The 17,756-nt window shown below is 40.6% G+C and carries 15 protein-coding genes and 1 pseudogene; 15 read left to right on the top strand and 1 reads right to left on the bottom strand.

Going from position 1 to position 17,756, the window contains the following annotated elements; translation table 11 throughout:
* Nucleotides 1-202: 202 nt before the first annotated feature.
* The 8 genes from FJR77_RS02300 to FJR77_RS10435 all read left to right on the top strand — a co-directional run bounded on the left by FJR77_RS02300 (nucleotide 203) and on the right by FJR77_RS10435 (nucleotide 9,139).
* Nucleotides 203-859, top strand: a complete 657-nt coding sequence (locus FJR77_RS02300; RefSeq protein WP_000268671.1) for a CBS domain-containing protein — start codon at nucleotides 203-205, stop codon at nucleotides 857-859.
* Between the two features lie 107 nt (nucleotides 860-966).
* Nucleotides 967-2,062 (top strand): peptide chain release factor 2 gene (gene prfB, locus FJR77_RS02290; protein ID WP_140833189.1). Its coding sequence is split into 2 segments (ribosomal slippage): nucleotides 967-1,038 and nucleotides 1,040-2,062, totalling 1,095 coding nucleotides; the frame shifts between segments, so codons are not numbered across the junction.
* 17 nt (nucleotides 2,063-2,079) lie between these two features.
* The gene (ftsE, locus tag FJR77_RS02285) at nucleotides 2,080-2,772 is read left to right on the top strand and encodes a cell division ATP-binding protein FtsE (RefSeq protein ID WP_000022265.1); all 693 of its coding nucleotides are present in this window, start codon (nucleotides 2,080-2,082) and stop codon (nucleotides 2,770-2,772) included.
* On the top strand, nucleotides 2,765-3,691 hold the full coding sequence (ftsX, locus tag FJR77_RS02280; RefSeq protein ID WP_140833191.1) for a permease-like cell division protein FtsX: 927 nt from the start codon (nucleotides 2,765-2,767) through the stop codon (nucleotides 3,689-3,691). Before ftsE ends, ftsX begins: the two co-directional genes overlap by 8 nt.
* Before the next feature lie 185 nt (nucleotides 3,692-3,876).
* Nucleotides 3,877-6,057 carry a PTS transporter subunit IIBC gene (locus FJR77_RS02275; RefSeq protein ID WP_140833193.1) on the top strand — a complete coding sequence of 727 codons (2,181 nt, stop codon included), beginning with the start codon at nucleotides 3,877-3,879 and terminating at the stop codon, nucleotides 6,055-6,057.
* A gap of 51 nt (nucleotides 6,058-6,108) precedes the next feature.
* A complete protein-coding gene (locus FJR77_RS02270) occupies nucleotides 6,109-6,924 on the top strand; it encodes an endonuclease/exonuclease/phosphatase family protein (protein WP_140833195.1) in 816 nt (271 codons plus the stop codon).
* A 140-nt stretch (nucleotides 6,925-7,064) separates the two neighbouring features.
* Nucleotides 7,065-8,408 carry a DEAD/DEAH box helicase gene (locus tag FJR77_RS02265; RefSeq protein ID WP_140833197.1) on the top strand — a complete coding sequence of 448 codons (1,344 nt, stop codon included), beginning with the start codon at nucleotides 7,065-7,067 and terminating at the stop codon, nucleotides 8,406-8,408.
* Between the two features lie 470 nt (nucleotides 8,409-8,878).
* The gene (locus tag FJR77_RS10435) at nucleotides 8,879-9,139 is read left to right on the top strand and encodes a hypothetical protein (RefSeq protein ID WP_140833259.1); all 261 of its coding nucleotides are present in this window, start codon (nucleotides 8,879-8,881) and stop codon (nucleotides 9,137-9,139) included.
* Between the two features lie 220 nt (nucleotides 9,140-9,359).
* On the opposite strand, the pseudogene FJR77_RS02255 reads toward FJR77_RS10435, so the two are convergent.
* Nucleotides 9,360-11,190, bottom strand: a pseudogene (locus FJR77_RS02255) (LTA synthase family protein).
* Nucleotides 11,191-11,306: 116 nt separating this feature from the next.
* On the opposite strand from FJR77_RS02255, the gene FJR77_RS02250 reads away from it, so the two are divergent.
* The 7 genes from FJR77_RS02250 to FJR77_RS02220 are packed head-to-tail and all read left to right on the top strand — an operon-like array spanning nucleotide 11,307 to nucleotide 17,712.
* Complete coding sequence (locus FJR77_RS02250) at nucleotides 11,307-12,470, top strand: class I SAM-dependent rRNA methyltransferase (protein ID WP_181146585.1); 1,164 nt, start codon at nucleotides 11,307-11,309, stop codon at nucleotides 12,468-12,470.
* Complete coding sequence (aroD, locus tag FJR77_RS02245) at nucleotides 12,467-13,144, top strand: type I 3-dehydroquinate dehydratase (protein WP_140833199.1); 678 nt, start codon at nucleotides 12,467-12,469, stop codon at nucleotides 13,142-13,144. The genes FJR77_RS02250 and aroD overlap by 4 nt, the downstream gene beginning before the upstream one ends.
* On the top strand, nucleotides 13,134-13,988 hold the full coding sequence (locus FJR77_RS02240; protein WP_140833201.1) for a shikimate dehydrogenase: 855 nt from the start codon (nucleotides 13,134-13,136) through the stop codon (nucleotides 13,986-13,988). Before aroD ends, FJR77_RS02240 begins: the two co-directional genes overlap by 11 nt.
* A gap of 18 nt (nucleotides 13,989-14,006) precedes the next feature.
* Nucleotides 14,007-15,074: a 3-dehydroquinate synthase gene (aroB, locus tag FJR77_RS02235; RefSeq protein WP_061759763.1), complete on the top strand. Its 1,068-nt coding sequence runs from the start codon at nucleotides 14,007-14,009 to the stop codon at nucleotides 15,072-15,074.
* Between the two features lie 9 nt (nucleotides 15,075-15,083).
* Nucleotides 15,084-16,250 carry a chorismate synthase gene (gene aroC, locus FJR77_RS02230; RefSeq protein WP_061759764.1) on the top strand — a complete coding sequence of 389 codons (1,167 nt, stop codon included), beginning with the start codon at nucleotides 15,084-15,086 and terminating at the stop codon, nucleotides 16,248-16,250.
* A gap of 9 nt (nucleotides 16,251-16,259) precedes the next feature.
* A complete protein-coding gene (locus tag FJR77_RS02225; RefSeq protein WP_061759765.1) occupies nucleotides 16,260-17,363 on the top strand; it encodes a prephenate dehydrogenase in 1,104 nt (367 codons plus the stop codon).
* 10 nt (nucleotides 17,364-17,373) lie between these two features.
* Complete coding sequence (locus FJR77_RS02220) at nucleotides 17,374-17,712, top strand: YlbF/YmcA family competence regulator (protein WP_061759766.1); 339 nt, start codon at nucleotides 17,374-17,376, stop codon at nucleotides 17,710-17,712.
* The last annotated feature ends 44 nt before the right edge of the window (nucleotides 17,713-17,756 follow it).

Below are 17,756 nucleotides of genomic sequence, written 5' to 3'. Positions count from 1 at the left end.
CTGCATCTATTTTGAAAGATGAATTTCTAATAATTGAAAAATCGAATGAAAGGTATTTTATCTTCATTCACAGAGCTCGATTTTAGAGCTCTTTTTGCTAGCTTATTCATACTTTTCTGAATTTTGAAAAAGAAATGTAAGCGTTTGATAGATTTACAAAAAGATTGTATAATAGGGATAAGAATAGAAAAGGAGAAGTCTCATGGCAGTTAAAGATTTTATGACCCGCAAGGTAGTGTACATTAGTCCAGATACAACAGTATCTCATGCAGCAGATTTGATGAGAGAGCAAGGTTTGCACCGCTTGCCTGTTATCGAAAATGATCAATTGGTTGGTTTGGTGACTGAGGGAACCATTGCGCAAGCAAGTCCATCCAAAGCAACAAGTCTTTCTATCTATGAGATGAATTATCTTCTAAATAAGACCAAAGTAAAAGATGTCATGATTCGTGATGTTGTCACTGTCTCAGGTTATGCTAGTCTAGAAGATGCAACTTATCTGATGTTGAAAAACAAGATTGGTATTCTTCCTGTCGTAGATAACCATCAAGTCTATGGTGTTATTACAGATCGTGACGTTTTCCAAGCCTTTCTTGAAATTGCTGGCTATGGAGAAGAAGGAATTCGTGTGCGCTTTGTTACGGAAAATGAAGTCGGCGTTCTTGGTAAGATTGTTTCTCTAATCGTTGAAGAAAATTTGAATATCTCCCATACAGTCAATATTCCGCGTAAGGATGGTAAGGTGATTATCGAAGTTCAAATTGATGGTTCAGTTGATTTGACAGCCTTAAAGCAAAAATTTGAAGCTGAAAATATTCAAGTAGAAGAGATTAGTCGTACTTCTGCTAAAATTTTGTAAGCATGGAAGCCGAAAGGCTTCTTTTTTCATGAAAAGGGGAGTAAAGCAAAAGATGGAAAGAAATGAGAGAATATGGTATAATAAAATGATACAAAAAAGGAGTATTTATGGACATTTCAGAAATTCGTCAGAAAATTGACGCAAATCGTGAAAAATTAGCTTCTTTCAGGGGGTCTCTTTGACCTCGAAGGTCTAGAAGAAGAGATTGCTATCTTGGAAAACAAGATGACAGAACCTGATTTTTGGAACGATAATATCGCGGCCCAAAAAACGTCGCAAGAATTGAATGAATTAAAAAACACCTATAATACCTTCCACAAAATGGAAGAGTTGCAGGATGAAGTCGAAATTTTATTGGACTTTTTAGCAGAAGACGAGTCGGTTCAAGAAGAACTGGTAATGCAGTTATCCGAACTTGATAAGATGATGTCCAGCTATGAGATGACCCTTCTCTTGTCAGAATCTTATGACCATAATAATGCTATATTGGAAATCCATCCAGGTTCTGGTGGTACTGAGGCGCAAGACTGGGGTGATATGTTGCTTCGTATGTACACTCGCTATGGAAATGCCAAAGGCTTTAAAGTGGAAGTATTGGATTACCAAGCAGGAGATGAAGCTGGTATTAAGTCGGTAACTTTATCATTTGAAGGGCCTAATGCCTATGGTCTTCTTAAGTCAGAAATGGGTGTTCATCGCTTGGTACGAATCTCACCATTTGACTCTGCCAAACGTCGCCATACATCTTTTACATCTGTAGAAGTGATGCCAGAATTGGATGATACTATTGAAGTGGAAATCCGTGAAGATGATATCAAGATGGACACCTTCCGTTCAGGTGGTGCTGGTGGACAGAACGTCAATAAAGTTTCAACAGGTGTGCGTCTGACACACATTCCTACGGGAACTGTCGTCCAGTCAACGGTCGATCGTACCCAATATGGAAATAGAGATCGTGCCATGAAGATGTTGCAGGCTAAGCTCTATCAAATGGAGCAAGAAAAGAAAGCTGCGGAGGTTGATTCCCTCAAGGGTGAGAAAAAGGAAATCACATGGGGAAGCCAAATCCGTTCTTATGTTTTCACGCCATATACTATGGTAAAAGATCACCGAACTAGCTTTGAGGTTGCTCAGGTAGATAAGGTTATGGATGGAGACCTAGATGGTTTTATCGATGCCTATCTCAAGTGGCGCATCAGTTAAGATAGAAAGGAACTCACATGTCAATCATTGAAATGAGAGATGTCGTCAAAAAATACGACAACGGAACGACTGCCCTACGCGGTGTTTCGGTCAGCGTTCAACCGGGGGAATTTGCTTACATCGTAGGTCCTTCAGGAGCAGGAAAATCAACCTTTATTCGTTCTCTATATCGTGAAGTAAAAATCGATAAAGGAAGCCTATCAGTTGCTGGTTTTAATCTGGTTAAGATTAAAAAGAAAGATGTCCCGCTTCTCCGTCGTAGTGTTGGGGTTGTCTTCCAGGATTATAAACTCTTGCCTAAGAAAACTGTTTATGAGAATATTGCATACGCTATGGAAGTAATTGGTGAAAATCGCCGTAATATCAAAAAACGGGTGATGGAAGTTTTGGACTTGGTTGGACTGAAGCATAAGGTTCGTTCTTTTCCAAATGAGCTCTCAGGTGGGGAGCAACAGCGGATTGCGATTGCGCGTGCTATTGTAAACAATCCAAAAGTACTGATAGCCGATGAACCAACAGGAAACTTGGACCCGGATAATTCATGGGAAATTATGAATCTCTTGGAACGGATTAACCTACAAGGAACAACTATTTTGATGGCGACTCATAATAGCCAGATTGTAAATACCTTGCGCCACCGTGTCATTGCCATTGAAAATGGTCGTGTCGTTCGTGACGAATCAAAAGGAGAGTATGGATACGATGATTAGTAGATTTTTTCGCCATTTATTTGAATCACTAAAAAGTTTGAAACGAAATGGTTGGATGACAGTGGCTGCTGTCAGCTCAGTCATGATTACGTTAACCTTGGTGGCAATATTTGCTTCTGTTATTTTCAATACAGCGAAACTAGCTACAGATATTGAAAATAATGTCCGAGTGATGGTTTACATTCGTAAGGACGTAGCTGATAATAGTGAGACTATTGAAAAAGAAGGTCAAACTGTTACCAATAATGACTACCACAAGGTATACAATACCTTGAAGGGGATGTCTACAGTTAAGAGTGTTACTTTTTCAAGTAAAGAAGAACAATATGAAAAGTTGACCGAGACAATGGGGGACAACTGGAAAATCTTTGAAGGTGACGCTAATCCTCTCTATGATGCCTATATCGTTGATACAAATACACCAAGTGATGTTCAAAAAGTAGCTGAAGAAGCTAAGAAAATTGAAGGTGTGTCAGAAGTCCAAGATGGTGGAGCCAACACACAACGTCTGTTCCAACTTGCTTCCTTCATTCGTGTTTGGGGATTAGTCATAGCAGGACTCTTGATTTTCATTGCAGTCTTCTTGATTTCTAATACCATTCGTATTACCATTATTTCTCGCAGTCGCGAAATTCAAATTATGCGCTTGGTTGGTGCTAAGAATAGCTATATCCGAGGACCATTCCTCCTTGAGGGTGCTTTCATCGGATTACTTGGAGCAACAATTCCATCAGCTTTAGTATTCGTTGTTTATCAAATGGTTTACCAATCGGTTAATAAGTCATTAGTAGGTCAAAATCTTTCTATGATTTCACCAGAAGTATTTAGTCCACTGATGATTGTCCTCTTGTTTGTTATTGGAATTTTTATTGGTTCAATTGGATCAGGAATTTCAATGCGCCGATTCTTAAAAATTTAAATTTGAATAGATGTATATTTGAGGAGATTTTAATATCTCCTCTTTTACTACAAAAATTTTAGAAAAAAGTCTACTTTTTTCTATAAAAGCCTTTACAAAAAAAATTAAAGTGGTATAATTAATACATAGTTAAGTGCAAACGTTTTCGTAAAACGTTTGCCTAAATAAAAATAAAGGAGATTTGAATGATGAAAGATACATTCAAAAATGTCTTGTCTTTCGAATTTTGGCAAAAATTCGGTAAGGCTTTGATGGTGGTTATCGCCGTTATGCCGGCTGCTGGTTTGATGATTTCAATCGGTAAGTCGCTTGTGATGATTAACCCTAACTTTGCTCCACTGGTCATTACTGGTGGTGTACTAGAGCAAATCGGTTGGGGAGTTATCGTTAACCTTCATATCTTGTTCGCCCTCGCTATTGGAGGAAGCTGGGCTAAGGAACGCGCTGGTGGTGCGTTTGCGGCAGGTCTTGCCTTTATCCTAATCAACCGTATCACTGGTACAATCTTTGGCGTATCAGGCGATATGTTGAAAAATCCTGAAGCTATGGTAACAACTCTCTTTGGTGGATCAATCAAAGTTGCTGATTACTTCATTAGTGTTATGGAAGCCCCAGCGCTTAACATGGGTGTCTTCGTAGGGATTATTTCTGGTTTTATTGGAGCAACTGCTTACAATAAATACTATAACTTCCGTAAGCTTCCTGATGCACTTTCATTCTTTAACGGAAAACGTTTTGTACCATTTGTAGTTATTCTTCGTTCAATAATTGCTGCAATTGTACTTTCAGCTTTCTGGCCACTTGTGCAAACTGGTATCAATAGCTTTGGTATCTGGATTGCTAACTCACAAGAAACTGCTCCAATCCTTGCACCATTCTTGTATGGTACATTGGAACGTTTGCTCTTGCCATTTGGTCTTCACCACATGTTGACTATCCCAATGAACTACACAGCTCTTGGTGGTACTTATGAGGTCTTAACTGGTGCAGCTAAAGGTAGTCAAGTATTTGGTCAAGATCCACTATGGCTTGCATGGGTAACAGACCTTGTTAACCTTAAAGGTACAGATGCAAGTCACTACCAACAATTGTTAGATACTGTTCACCCAGCTCGTTTCAAAGTTGGACAAATGATCGGTTCATTCGGTATCTTGATGGGTGTGATCGTGGCTATCTACCGTAATGTCGATGCTGATAAGAAACATCAATATAAAGGTATGATGATTGCGACAGCTCTTGCAACATTCTTGACAGGGGTTACTGAACCAATCGAATACATGTTCATGTTTGTAGCAACACCTATGTATCTTGTTTACTCACTTGTTCAAGGTGCTGCCTTCGCTATGGCTGACGTTGTAAACCTACGTATGCACTCATTCGGTTCAATCGAGTTCTTGACTCGTACACCTATTGCAATCAGTGCTGGTATCGGTATGGATATCATTAACTTCATTTGGGTAACCGTTCTCTTTGCTGTAATCATGTACTTCATCGCAAACTTCATGATTCAAAAATTCAACTACGCAACCCCAGGACGTAACGGAAACTACGAAACTGCTGAAGGTTCAGAAGAAGCTAGCAGCGCAGTGAAAGTTGCAGCAGGTTCTCAAGCTGTAAACATTATCAACCTTCTTGGTGGACGTGCAAACATCGTTGATGTGGATGCATGTATGACTCGTCTTCGTGTAACTGTTAAAGATGCAGATAAAGTAGGAAATGCAGAGCAATGGAAAGCAGAAGGAGCTATGGGTCTTGTCATGAAAGGACAAGGAGTTCAAGCTATCTACGGTCCAAAAGCAGACGTATTGAAATCTGATATCCAAGATATCCTTGATTCAGGTGAAATCATTCCTGAAACTCTTCCAAGTCAAATGACAGAAGCGCAACAAAACACTGTTCAATTCAAAGGTCTTACTGAGGAAGTTTACTCAGTAGCTGACGGTCAAGTTATTGTTTTGGAACAAGTAAAAGATCCAGTATTTGCTCAAAAAATGATGGGTGATGGATTTGCTGTAGAACCTGCAAATGGAAATATTGTATCTCCAGTTTCAGGTACTGTATCAAGCATCTTCCCTACAAAACATGCTCTTGGTCTTGTGACTGAAGCAGGTCTTGAAGTACTTGTTCACATTGGTTTGGACACAGTAAGTCTTGAAGGAAAACCATTTACAGTTCATGTGGCTGAAGGACAAAAAGTTGCAGCAGGTGACCTTCTTGTCACAGCTGACTTGGATGCTATCCGTGCAGCAGGTCGTGAAACTTCTACAGTAGTTGTCTTCACAAATGCTGAAGCTATTAAATCAGTTAAATTAGAACAAACAGGTTCTCTTGCAGCTAAAACAGCAGTTGCTAAAGTAGAATTGTAATATACTTGAGGTTGGAAGCTGTATTCCAACCTCTTATTTTGGGAGAAAAGCATGAAATTTTTAACACTCAATACTCACAGTTGGATGGAGAAAGAAGCAGAGGAAAAATTCCAGCTCTTGCTTGAAGATATTCTTGATAAAGACTATGATTTGATTTGTTTCCAAGAAATCAATCAGGAGATTACTTCGCAAGAGGTGGAGGTTAATGACTTTTATCAAGCTTTGCCAGCAGCTGAGCCTATTCATCAAGACCACTATGTCAGACTCTTGGTTGAAAAGTTGTCTGAGCAAGGGAAAAATTACTACTGGACTTGGGCCTATAACCATATCGGTTATGACCGCTATCATGAAGGTGTGGCTATCTTGTCTAAAACACCTATAGAAGCACGTGAAATTTTGGTTTCAGATGTAGATGATCCAACAGACTATCACACTCGTCGAGTTGCTTTAGCAGAAACAGTAGTTGAAGGCAAAGAGCTTGCGGTTGCCAGTGTCCACCTTTCTTGGTGGGATAAAGGTTTCCAAGAAGAATGGGCACGATTTGAGGCTGTCTTGAAAGAATTGAACAAGCCACTTTTGCTTGCTGGGGATTTCAATAACCCAGCTGGTCAGGAAGGTTACCAAGCGATTTTAGCTAGTCCATTAGGCTTACAAGACGCATTTGAAGTTGCTCAAGAGAAAAGTGGTAGCTATACTGTTCCACCAGAAATTGATGGCTGGAAGGGGAACACAGAACCCCTTCGAATCGACTATGTTTTTACTACCAAAGAGTTAGCGGTGGAAAATTTACATGTAGTATTTGATGGTAACAAGAGTCCGCAAGTTAGTGATCACTATGGCTTGAATGCTATTTTAAACTGGAAATAATGACTTATAAGAGGTTGGGATTCACAAATTCCAGCCTTTTTCTGACTAGAAAAGCTACAGGAAATAGCCTAAATAAGTGATACTACTGAAATGGAATAAAATATGGTATAATTGATAAGATAGATAGAATCGAGGATATTATGTCATTTACGAAATTTCAATTTAAAAACTATATTAGAGAAGCCTTGGAGGAGTTAAAATTTACAACTCCTACAGAGGTGCAAGATAAGTTGATTCCGATTGTTTTGGCAGGTCGTGACCTAGTCGGTGAATCAAAAACAGGTTCAGGAAAGACTCATACTTTCTTGTTACCGATTTTCCAGCAATTAGATGAAGCTAGTGATAGTGTACAGGCAGTGATTACTGCACCGAGCCGTGAATTGGCTACTCAAATTTACCAAGCAGCCCGTCAGATTGCTACTCACTCAGAAGTAGAAGTTCGTGTGGTTAATTATGTGGGAGGGACAGATAAGGCTCGCCAGATTGACAAATTGGCAAGTAACCAGCCTCATATTGTTATTGGAACACCAGGCCGTATCTACGACTTGGTTAAATCTGGTGATTTAGCTATTCACAAGGCTAAGACCTTTGTGGTTGATGAGACAGATATGACCTTGGATATGGGATTCTTAGAAACGGTTGATAAGATTGCTGGAAGCCTTCCAAAAGACCTGCAATTCATGGTCTTCTCAGCGACTATCCCACAAAAACTACAACCATTCTTGAAAAAATACTTGTCAAATCCTGTTATGGAGAAAATCAAGACCAAAACGGTCATTTCTGACACTATTGATAATTGGTTGATTTCTACTAAGGGACGTGATAAGAATGCTCAAATTTATCAATTGACTCAGTTGATGCAACCTTATTTGGCAATGATTTTTGTTAACACTAAAACACGTGCTGATGAATTGCATTCATATCTGACTGCTCAAGGATTGAAGGTAGCGAAGATTCATGGAGATATTGCCCCTCGTGAACGTAAGCGAATCATGAATCAGGTAAAAAATCTAGATTTTGAGTACATTGTCGCAACAGACTTGGCAGCGCGTGGGATTGATATTGAAGGTGTCAGCCATGTCATCAATGATGCCATTCCGCAAGACCTATCCTTCTTCGTGCACCGTGTTGGTCGTACCGGACGCAATGGCTTACCAGGCACAGCTATTACCCTTTATCAGCCAAGTGATGACTCGGATATCCGTGAGTTGGAGAAATTGGGAATCAAGTTTATTCCTAAGATCGTCAAAGACGGGGAATTTCAAGATACCTATGACCGTGATCGTCGTGCCAACCGTGAGAAAAAACAAGATAAACTTGATATCGAAATGATTGGTTTGGTTAAAAAGAAAAAGAAAAAAGTCAAACCAGGTTATAAGAAAAAAATTCAATGGGCGGTTGATGAAAAGCGCCGTAAAACCAAGCGTGCTGAAAATCGCGCTCGAGGTCGTGCAGATCGTAAAGCAAAACGCCAAACATTTTAATAGCAATTGTTGGAGTGCTGAGCTCCAACTTTTTTAATTATGTGATTTGCAGTCCGTCTCGCTCAATTAGGTGCGAGACAAAAAAACCACCCGCTATGCGGGTGTGCGTCGAAGGTTATACCCAAAAAACTCCAAACGCGATACAATAAAGGTGTTAAAGCCAATTGTAAAGCGAAAGGAGAAAAATATGGCACAAAAGGCTCATAGTTTATCGCACACAAAGTGGCACTTTTCTATCACATTGTGTTCATACTCTTCGAAAATTTCTTCAAACCACGTCAGCGTCGCCTTACCGTATATATGTCACTGACTTCGTCAGTCTTATCTACAACCTCAAAACAGTGTTTTGAGCAGCCTGCGGCTAGCTTCCTAGTTTGTTCTTTGAATTTCGTTGAGTATCACAAAAAAATTTAAAAGAATGGCAATATTTGTTAACAAGGCTTTCCTAGTTTGTTATAATGTAGTTGTAAATTATTAAGATTACTAATCAAAAAAATATAGGGAGGAATATTTTGAATAAGAAATATAATATAGTTCTATTATTGTTGTTTATAGTTTATTTATTTGGATATTTTTCAATTTCAAAAACGTTAATTCCTATAATGTGTGTGATCGAAGTATTTTTGATAGAACATATATTTAAAATTCGAAATAGAATGATGCAAATAGGTGAAATTTTAATTATTGTTGCTTCTATGATATTATTTATTGATAGTATATTGAGTTTGTAACAAAAGGCTTTTCTATAAAATCAAATTTTCCAGATACCTGCTGAAGCTGATTTATATTCTCATATTTCTTCTACTATCTTTGTTACTAAACTTGACAGACATATATTGCTGATACAGCCTATCTACAATCTCACAGTTAACCTGAGGCTAGTTTCCTCTTTGATTTTCGTTGAATTTTATTTAATAAAAGAAATGCTCCTCCAAGACGGAAGAGCATTTTTTATTGTGATTTTGATTCGGTTTCTGCCGACTCTGGGTGGAGTTCTTGGTGACTTGATGCCTTGAAAAGGTCAGTACTGGTCTTACCTTGTCGTTGGATAAAGAGACTGGTTGATTGACTACCTTTTTCCTGCTCAATCTTTTGTAGAATTGCTAAGGAATTGAGGTAAGAAATACTTTCAGTATCAACTTTTCCAAGATGATCTGCTTGGTAGAAACGTATCAAATCTCCAGTTTGAATCTGGTCGCTGATTTTCAGCTGTTGGCTGGCTGCCTGACGGATATTTTCTAGTTCAGTCTGAGCTTGTTCATCAAGATTACTGATTTCAAGACCGCTCTCAGTATAGTAGGTTCGTCCGTCATAACTGGTGTATTTAGGTGTGACGAAGGAATTGGCAGTTCGAAAGGCAACTATTTCTTGATGGTCTGGAGATAGGAGATCTTGTCCAACTTGAAGGAAGGAATTGGATTCGATACCAAGTATGTGTTCTAGAGTTGGTAAGATATCGATTTGCCCACCGTAGGTATTGATAATTTGTCCTTTTTCATAGTCAGGCATGACTACCATAAAAGGCTGCTGCAAGTGCTCCAGATACTGAATAGAATCCTTCATCATGATTTTATCATTTAAACCATATTGGAAAGAATTGCTACTGTCTTGCTTAGTAAAATAGGAAGCATCAAAGAAGTATTGGTAGCCCCATTGTTTATAGGTCGTATTTCGATTCCAGAAGGTCCCGATATTACCGTGAAAGACGGCACTCGATTGATAGCCATTTTTTGATAGGATAAAAGGCGCAGCTTGCTGGGTATTGGTACCTCCATAGTTGACCATAAAGGAACCTTGGTCAAGTCCAAACAAACCAGTCTCCAGCATGGTTTCCGCATCTGAGGTCTTACCAGCCTTGATTTGGTTAAAGATATTTGAAAAGGCTAGGGTTGATTGCGAATGGTAGAGTGAATTTAGGAAGGGAGTGACTTCATGCTCAGTTCCATCTATGTTGAGTTTATAGTCAAGTAGGAATTGCTGGAAACTTTCCAAGTGGAGATAAATCACATTTTTCCCTTTAGCCAAGCCAACATAGTCTGGATTGGACTTAGCAGAATGTTCCTGGATATAATCTGTGATAGGTTGAAGGTCAGTCTCAGAAGCCTTAGCATGTTCTTTGTTGGCACTGTAGGATTGGTTGGCACTATAGCCTAAAAAGGCTGGCAAACTAAGGGTACGGACAACATAATAATTAGAAAACCCTTGCGATAGGAGATCGGGATGTTCAATCTCTGCCAAGAAAAGATTAGCAGAAAAGAGCAGGGCTGAGAGAGCAGTGATAGCAACACTGGAGCGGAATTTGAAAGGTCTCCTATCCAAATGGATGAATTTTTTATAGAGAAGATAAGCCAACAGTGGGAAATCCATAAAATAGATAAGATCCCAAGGACGTAGTAACTCTAGTTCCGCAGTATCAACAGATACCTTGCTGACCACCTTCATAGTATTAGCCGTGATAAAGTCACTAAATTCTCGATAGTAAAAGACATTGGAATAAAGCCAAATGAATAAAAGACTATAAATAGCTATACTAAGACTATAAAAAATCTTGGTTGATCGAGCATAGAGGGCTAGAGCTAGCAGGAGTAGTCCTAGAGGAAGGGGGGGTGAAAAAGGCGATAAAGGCAAGGTAATTTCCCTGCAGCTTTCCCAATTGAATGTCTAAATTAAAGTCAATGGCATAGGCTAATAAGGTTTTGAGTCAATAGAGGGTTAAAAGAGTTAGGACAAAACCCAGTCTAGTACCGATGGCTTTTTGGATTTTGTTAAAATTGATTCTCACACAATTACTTCCTAAGTTTTTATTAGTATTAGTATAGCATTTTTTAAAACTAGAGTAACAAAGCAAGGGTAGTTTCTTTTTTGAGAATTGTCATAAAATTTGATATAATAGGGACTATGAATAAAATAAGAGTCAGTAAACGGGTTGAAAAAAAGCTCGCTAAAGGACTAGTTTTACTAGAAGCTAGCGACCTTGCAGATGTTTATCTCAAGGATCAGGAAGTAGAAGTCTATCGTCAAGAAGGCACCTTTCTTGGGACTGCCTACCTTTCTCAGCAAAACAAGGGCTTGGGCTGGTTTGTGAGCACAGATAAGGTGACCTTCAATCAAGCTTTCTTTGAAACACTGTTTAGACAAGCTAAAGAAAAGAGAAAATCCTACTATCAAGATGAATTGACAACTGCCTTTCGTCTTTTCAACCAAGAGGGGGATGGCTTTGGCGGTCTGACAGTGGATCTTTATGGCGACTATGCTGTCTTTTCTTGGTATAACTCTTATGTTTATCAGATTCGCAAGGTTATTTCTGAAGCCTTTAGACAGGTTTTTCCTGAGGTTTTAGGGACCTATGAGAAGATCCGTTTTAAGGGTTTGGACTATGAATCTGCCCATGTTTATGGTCAAGAAGCACCTGACTTCTTCACTGTTTTAGAAAATGGTGTCCTCTATCAAGTCTTTATGAATGATGGCTTGATGACAGGGATTTTCCTAGACCAGCATGAGGTACGTGGTAGTCTAGTTGACGGGTTGGCTATGGGTAAATCCTTGCTCAATATGTTTTCTTATACAGCAGCCTTTTCAGTAGCTGCAGCCATGGGAGGAGCTAGCCAGACTACTTCTGTTGACCTAGCCAAGCGTTCACGAGAATTGTCTCAAGCGCATTTTCAGGCAAATGGAATCAGTACAGGCGACCATCGTTTTATAGTCATGGATGTTTTTGAGTATTTCAAGTATGCTAAACGAAAAGACTTGACCTATGATGTGATTGTCCTAGATCCGCCTAGCTTTGCTCGGAACAAAAAACAAACATTCTCTGTGGCCAAGGATTATTACAAGTTGATTTCCCAGAGTCTTGAGATTTTAAATCCGGGAGGTATTATTATTGCCAGTACTAATGCTGCCAATGTTTCCCGTCAGAAATTTACAGAACAAATTGATAAGGGCTTTGCAGGAAGAAGTTACCAGATTTTAAACAAATACGGTCTTCCAGCAGATTTCGCCTATAATAAAAAAGATGAAAGTAGTAATTACCTCAAGGTGATTAGTATGAAGGTTAGTAAATGAAATTAATCGTTTCAGTAATGCCAAGAAGTTTAGAGGAGGCCCAGGTTCTGGATGCCACGAGGTATCAGGATGCTGATATCATTGAATGGCGAGCCGACTATCTGCCTAAAGAAGCGATTTTGCAGGTAGCTCCAGCTATTTTTGAAAAATTTGCAGGCCGTGAATTGGTTTTTACCCTGCGAACTCGTGCTGAAGGGGGAGAAATTGACCTTTCTCCAGAAGAATATATCCATCTAATCAAGGAAGTGGCGCAACTCTATCAACCAGATTATATTGATTTTGAGTACTACAGCTACAAGGATGTTTTTGAGGAAATGCTGGATTTCCCAAATCTCGTTTTGAGTTACCACAATTTCCAAGAAACACCTGAGAATATGATGGAAATCTTGTCAGAGTTGACGAGCTTAAATCCAAAACTTGTTAAGGTTGCGGTGATGGCTCACACGGAGCAGGATGTCTTAGACTTGATGAACTATACACGAGGCTTTAAAACCCTCAATCCTGAACAGGAATATGTGACCATTTCTATGGGCAAGGTGGGCAAAGTCTCTCGTATCACTGCGGATGTGACTGGTTCTAGCTGGTCCTTTGCTAGTCTAGATGAGGCTAGTGCTCCTGGTCAGATTTCCCTAGCTAACATGAAAAAAATCAGGGAGATTTTGGATGAAGCTTGATGGCTATACACGTTTAGCTGCAGTTGTTGCCAATCCTATTAAGCATTCTATTTCGCCCTTTATCCACAATAGGGCCTTTGAGGTGACAGCTACCAATGGTGTTTATGTGGCTTGGGAGATTGAAGCGAGTGACTTGGCAGAAACAGTGGCTAATATTCGTCGCTACCAGATGTTTGGCATCAACCTATCCATGCCCTATAAGGAGCAAGTGATTCCTTATTTGGATGAGCTGAGCGATGAAGCGCGCTTGATTGGTGCGGTTAATACGGTTGTCAATGAGAATGGCAATTTAATTGGATATAATACAGATGGCAAGGGATTTTTTAAGAGCTTGCCTTCTTTTACAATTACAGGTAAGAAGATGACCCTGCTGGGCGCAGGTGGTGCGGCCAAGTCCATTTTGGCACAGGCTATTTTGGATGGTGTCAGTCAGATTTCTGTCTTTGTTCGTTCCGTTTCTATGGAAAAAACAAGACCTTACCTAGACAAGTTACAGGAGCAAACAGGCTTTAAAGTAGACTTGTATGCTTTAGAAGATGTTTCTGTATTGCAGGAAATGATTACTGAGTCGGATTTGCTGGTCAATGCGACCAGTGTGGGAATGGATGGTCAATCATCCCCAGTTCCTGAAAGCATTGTCCTATCAGAAACTCTTTTAGTAGCAGATATCATTTACCAACCTTTTGAAACCCCGTTTTTGAAATGGGCCAGAAGTCAGGGCAATCCAGCGGTCAATGGTCTGGGAATGTTGCTCTATCAAGCTGCAGAAGCTTTTCAACTGTGGACAGGAAAGGAAATGTCGACAGAAGAGATTTGGCAGTCTTTAACAGAAAAATACCAATAAAGAAAGGGAGATGCTCCTATGAAAATCAGAATCGATATTCCTCATCATCCTTATGATATTCAGATTGAAAAAGGCTGTCTGGCTCAGGCTGGTCAATGGTTGCTAGAACTGTGGCAACCTCAAAAAGTGGTCATTGTAACAGACAACCATGTAGCTTCTCTTTATGCAGAGAAGGTCAAGCTCAGCCTAGAAGATGCTGGTTTTCAGGTAGCTGTTTTTGACTTTTTAGAAGGCGAAGAAAGGAAAAATCTTACCACTGTCCAGAAAGTCTATGAATTTTTAGTCAAGCAAGGTCTGACTCGTAGTGATGGAATCGTGGCTCTTGGTGGTGGTGTCGTTGGGGACCTGGCTGGTTTTGTGGCCTCAACCTATATGCGGGGTATTCACTTTGTTCAGATTCCGACTAGCTTGACAGCTCAGGTGGATTCTTCTATCGGTGGAAAGACGGGTGTCAACACTCCATTTGCTAAAAATATGGTGGGGACCTTTGCCCAACCAGATGGGGTTCTGATTGATCCGCTTGTTCTTGAAACCCTCGGAAAAAGAGAGTTGATTGAAGGGATGGGTGAGGTTATCAAGTATGGCTTGATTGAGGATCCAGAACTTTGGGCTCTCTTGACAGAGCTGGATGGTTCTGTAGAGAGTATTTTGGAGCATTCAGAGACCTTGATTGAACATTCTTGTCAGGTTAAGCGCAAGATGGTAGTTGAGGATGAGTTGGACAATGGTGTACGCCTTTACCTCAATTTTGGTCACACCATTGGTCATGCCATTGAAGCAACGGCCGGTTATGGCAAGGTCATGCATGGAGAAGCTGTGGCCATGGGCATGGTGCAGATTTCCAAGGTTGCTGAGAAAAAGGGTCTTATGCCAACTGGCATTACCCAGTTCATCACAGCTATGTGTCAGAAATTTGGCTTGCCTGTTGATTATGAAAACTGGGATGTAGATAAGCTTTATCAAGCTTTGACTCATGATAAGAAAGCGCGTGGTAATACCCTGAAATTGGTCTTAGTACCAGAGCTTGGTTCAGCGACCATTCACCCAGTTTCTCTGGAAGAGATGAAAGACTACTTGGTAAAATAAGGAGAGTATATGAGATATTTAACTGCAGGAGAATCACACGGCCCCCGTCTGACAGCTATCATTGAAGGAATTCCAGCTGGATTACCTTTGGCAGTAGAGGATATCAATGGAGACCTTAAACGCCGTCAGGGTGGTTACGGTCGTGGTGGCCGTATGAAGATTGAGAGTGACCAAGTTGTCTTTACTTCAGGCGTTCGTCACGGGAAGACGACAGGGGCTCCTATTACTATGGATGTCATCAATAAGGACCATCAAAAATGGCTGGACATCATGTCTGCGGAGGACATTGAAGACCGCCTTAAAAGCAAACGAAAAATCACCCATCCTCGCCCAGGTCATGCCGATTTGGTTGGGGGCATCAAGTACCGTTTTGACGATTTGAGAAATTCTTTGGAGCGCTCATCTGCCCGTGAAACCACTATGCGGGTGGCAGTTGGGGCAGTAGCCAAACGCCTCTTGGCTGAGCTGGATATGGAGATTGCCAACCATGTCGTTGTATTTGGTGGCAAGGAAATCGATGTTCCTGAAAATCTCACAGTTGCTGAGATTAAGGAAAGAGCTGCCCAGTCTGAAGTTTCTATTGTCAACCAAGAAAGAGAACAGGAAATCAAGGATTATATTGACCAAATCAAACGTGACGGTGATACCATCGGTGGGGTTGTGGAGACAGTCGTTGGAGGTGTTCCAGTTGGTCTTGGTTCCTATGTCCAATGGGACAGAAAATTGGATGCAAGATTAGCTCAAGCTGTTGTCTCTATCAATGCCTTTAAAGGGGTAGAATTTGGTCTTGGCTTTGAAGCGGGTTACCGTAAAGGCAGCCAAGTCATGGATGAAATTCTCTGGTCTGAAGAAGAGGGCTATACCCGTCGCACCAATAACCTGGGTGGATTTGAGGGTGGTATGACAAATGGACAACCTATCGTTGTTCGTGGTGTCATGAAACCCATTCCTACTCTCTACAAACCACTCATGAGCGTTGATATTGAAACCCATGAACCCTACAAGGCAACTGTCGAGAGAAGCGATCCGACTGCTCTTCCAGCTGCAGGAGTGGTCATGGAAGCCGTTGTGGCAACGGTTCTGGCGCAAGAAATCCTTGAAAAATTCTCATCAGATAATCTCGAGGAACTAAAAGAAGCAGTAGCCAAACACCGAGACTATACAAAGAACTATTAAGGAGTTCCTATGGCAAAAACAGTCTATATCGTAGGTCTTGGATTGATTGGAGCCTCTATGGCCCTAGGTATCAAACGCGATCATCCAGATTATAAAATTTTAGGTTATAATCGCAGTCAAGCTTCGAGAGATATCGCCTTGAAAGAAGGCATGATTGACCGTGCAACGGATGATTTTGCCAGTTTTGCTCCTTTGGCAGATATCATTATTCTCAGTTTGCCAATCAAACAAACCATTGCTTTCATTAAGGAGTTGGCCAACTTGGACTTGAAAGAAGGCGTCATTATTTCAGATGCTGGTTCGACCAAGTCAGCTATTGTGGATGCGGCGGAGCAGTATTTGGATGGCAAGTCTGTTCGATTTGTCGGAGCCCATCCCATGGCTGGTAGTCACAAGACAGGAGCTGCTTCTGCGGATGTCAATCTCTTTGAAAATGCCTATTATATCTTTACACCTTCAAGCCTGACAAGTCCTGACACACTTGAGGAAATGAAGGACTTGCTTTCAGGTCTTCATGCTCGCTTTATCGAGATTGATGCCAAGGAGCATGATCGTGTGACTTCTCAGATTAGCCATTTCCCTCATATTCTGGCTTCTAGTCTCATGGAGCAGACCGCGGTTTATGCTCAAGAACATGAGATGGCAAGGCGTTTTGCTGCAGGTGGTTTTCGAGATATGACCCGAATTGCGGAAAGCGAGCCAGGTATGTGGACCTCCATTCTATTGTCCAATCGCGAGACTATCCTAGAGCGAATTGAGGATTTTAAGGAACGTTTAGATGAGGTTGGCCAGGCCATCAGCAAGGGAGATGAAGAGCAAATCTGGAACTTTTTCAATCAAGCGCGTGAACAACGCCAGGCCATGGAAATCCATAAGCGTGGTGGTGTGGATAGCTCTTATGACCTTTATGTCGATGTTCCCGATGAAGAAGATGTCATTTTACGAATCTTGGAACTGCTACGTGGAACTTCCTTGGTTAATATCCACATCAATGAGGAAAACCGTGAAGATATTCACGGGATTCTACAAATTTCATTTAAAAATGCTCAAGACTTGGAACGAGCCGAGCACCTCATAACAGAAAATACCGACTACACAGTTGTTATCAAATAAGGAGAAAATTATGTCAAATATTTACGATAGTGCAAACGAACTCAGTCGCGGCCTACGCGAATTACCAGAATACAAGGCTGTTAAAACAGCTAAAGATGCGATTTCAGCAGATGCTGAGGCGAGCAAAATCTTTACGGAATATGTTGCTTTCCAAGAGGAAATTCAAAGATTAGCGCAGACAGGTCAAATGCCAGACGCTTCCTTCCAAGCTAAGATGGAAAACTTTGGCAAGCAGATTCAGGGAAATAACCTATTGTCAGAATTCTTTACCAAGCAACAACAATTGGCCATTTACCTTTCTGACATTGAAAAAATTGTTTTCGAACCAGTTTCAGAATTGCTAAAATAAGAAAATAACAATCCTAAAGTCAGGAATTTTTAAGGAATTTCTGG

It is taken from the genome of Streptococcus shenyangsis (genome assembly GCF_006385785.1).
Classification (GTDB): domain Bacteria; phylum Bacillota; class Bacilli; order Lactobacillales; family Streptococcaceae; genus Streptococcus; species Streptococcus shenyangsis.
The sequence above is the reverse complement of the archived record's forward strand: the minus strand, read 5'-3'. Positions and strand labels throughout refer to the sequence as shown.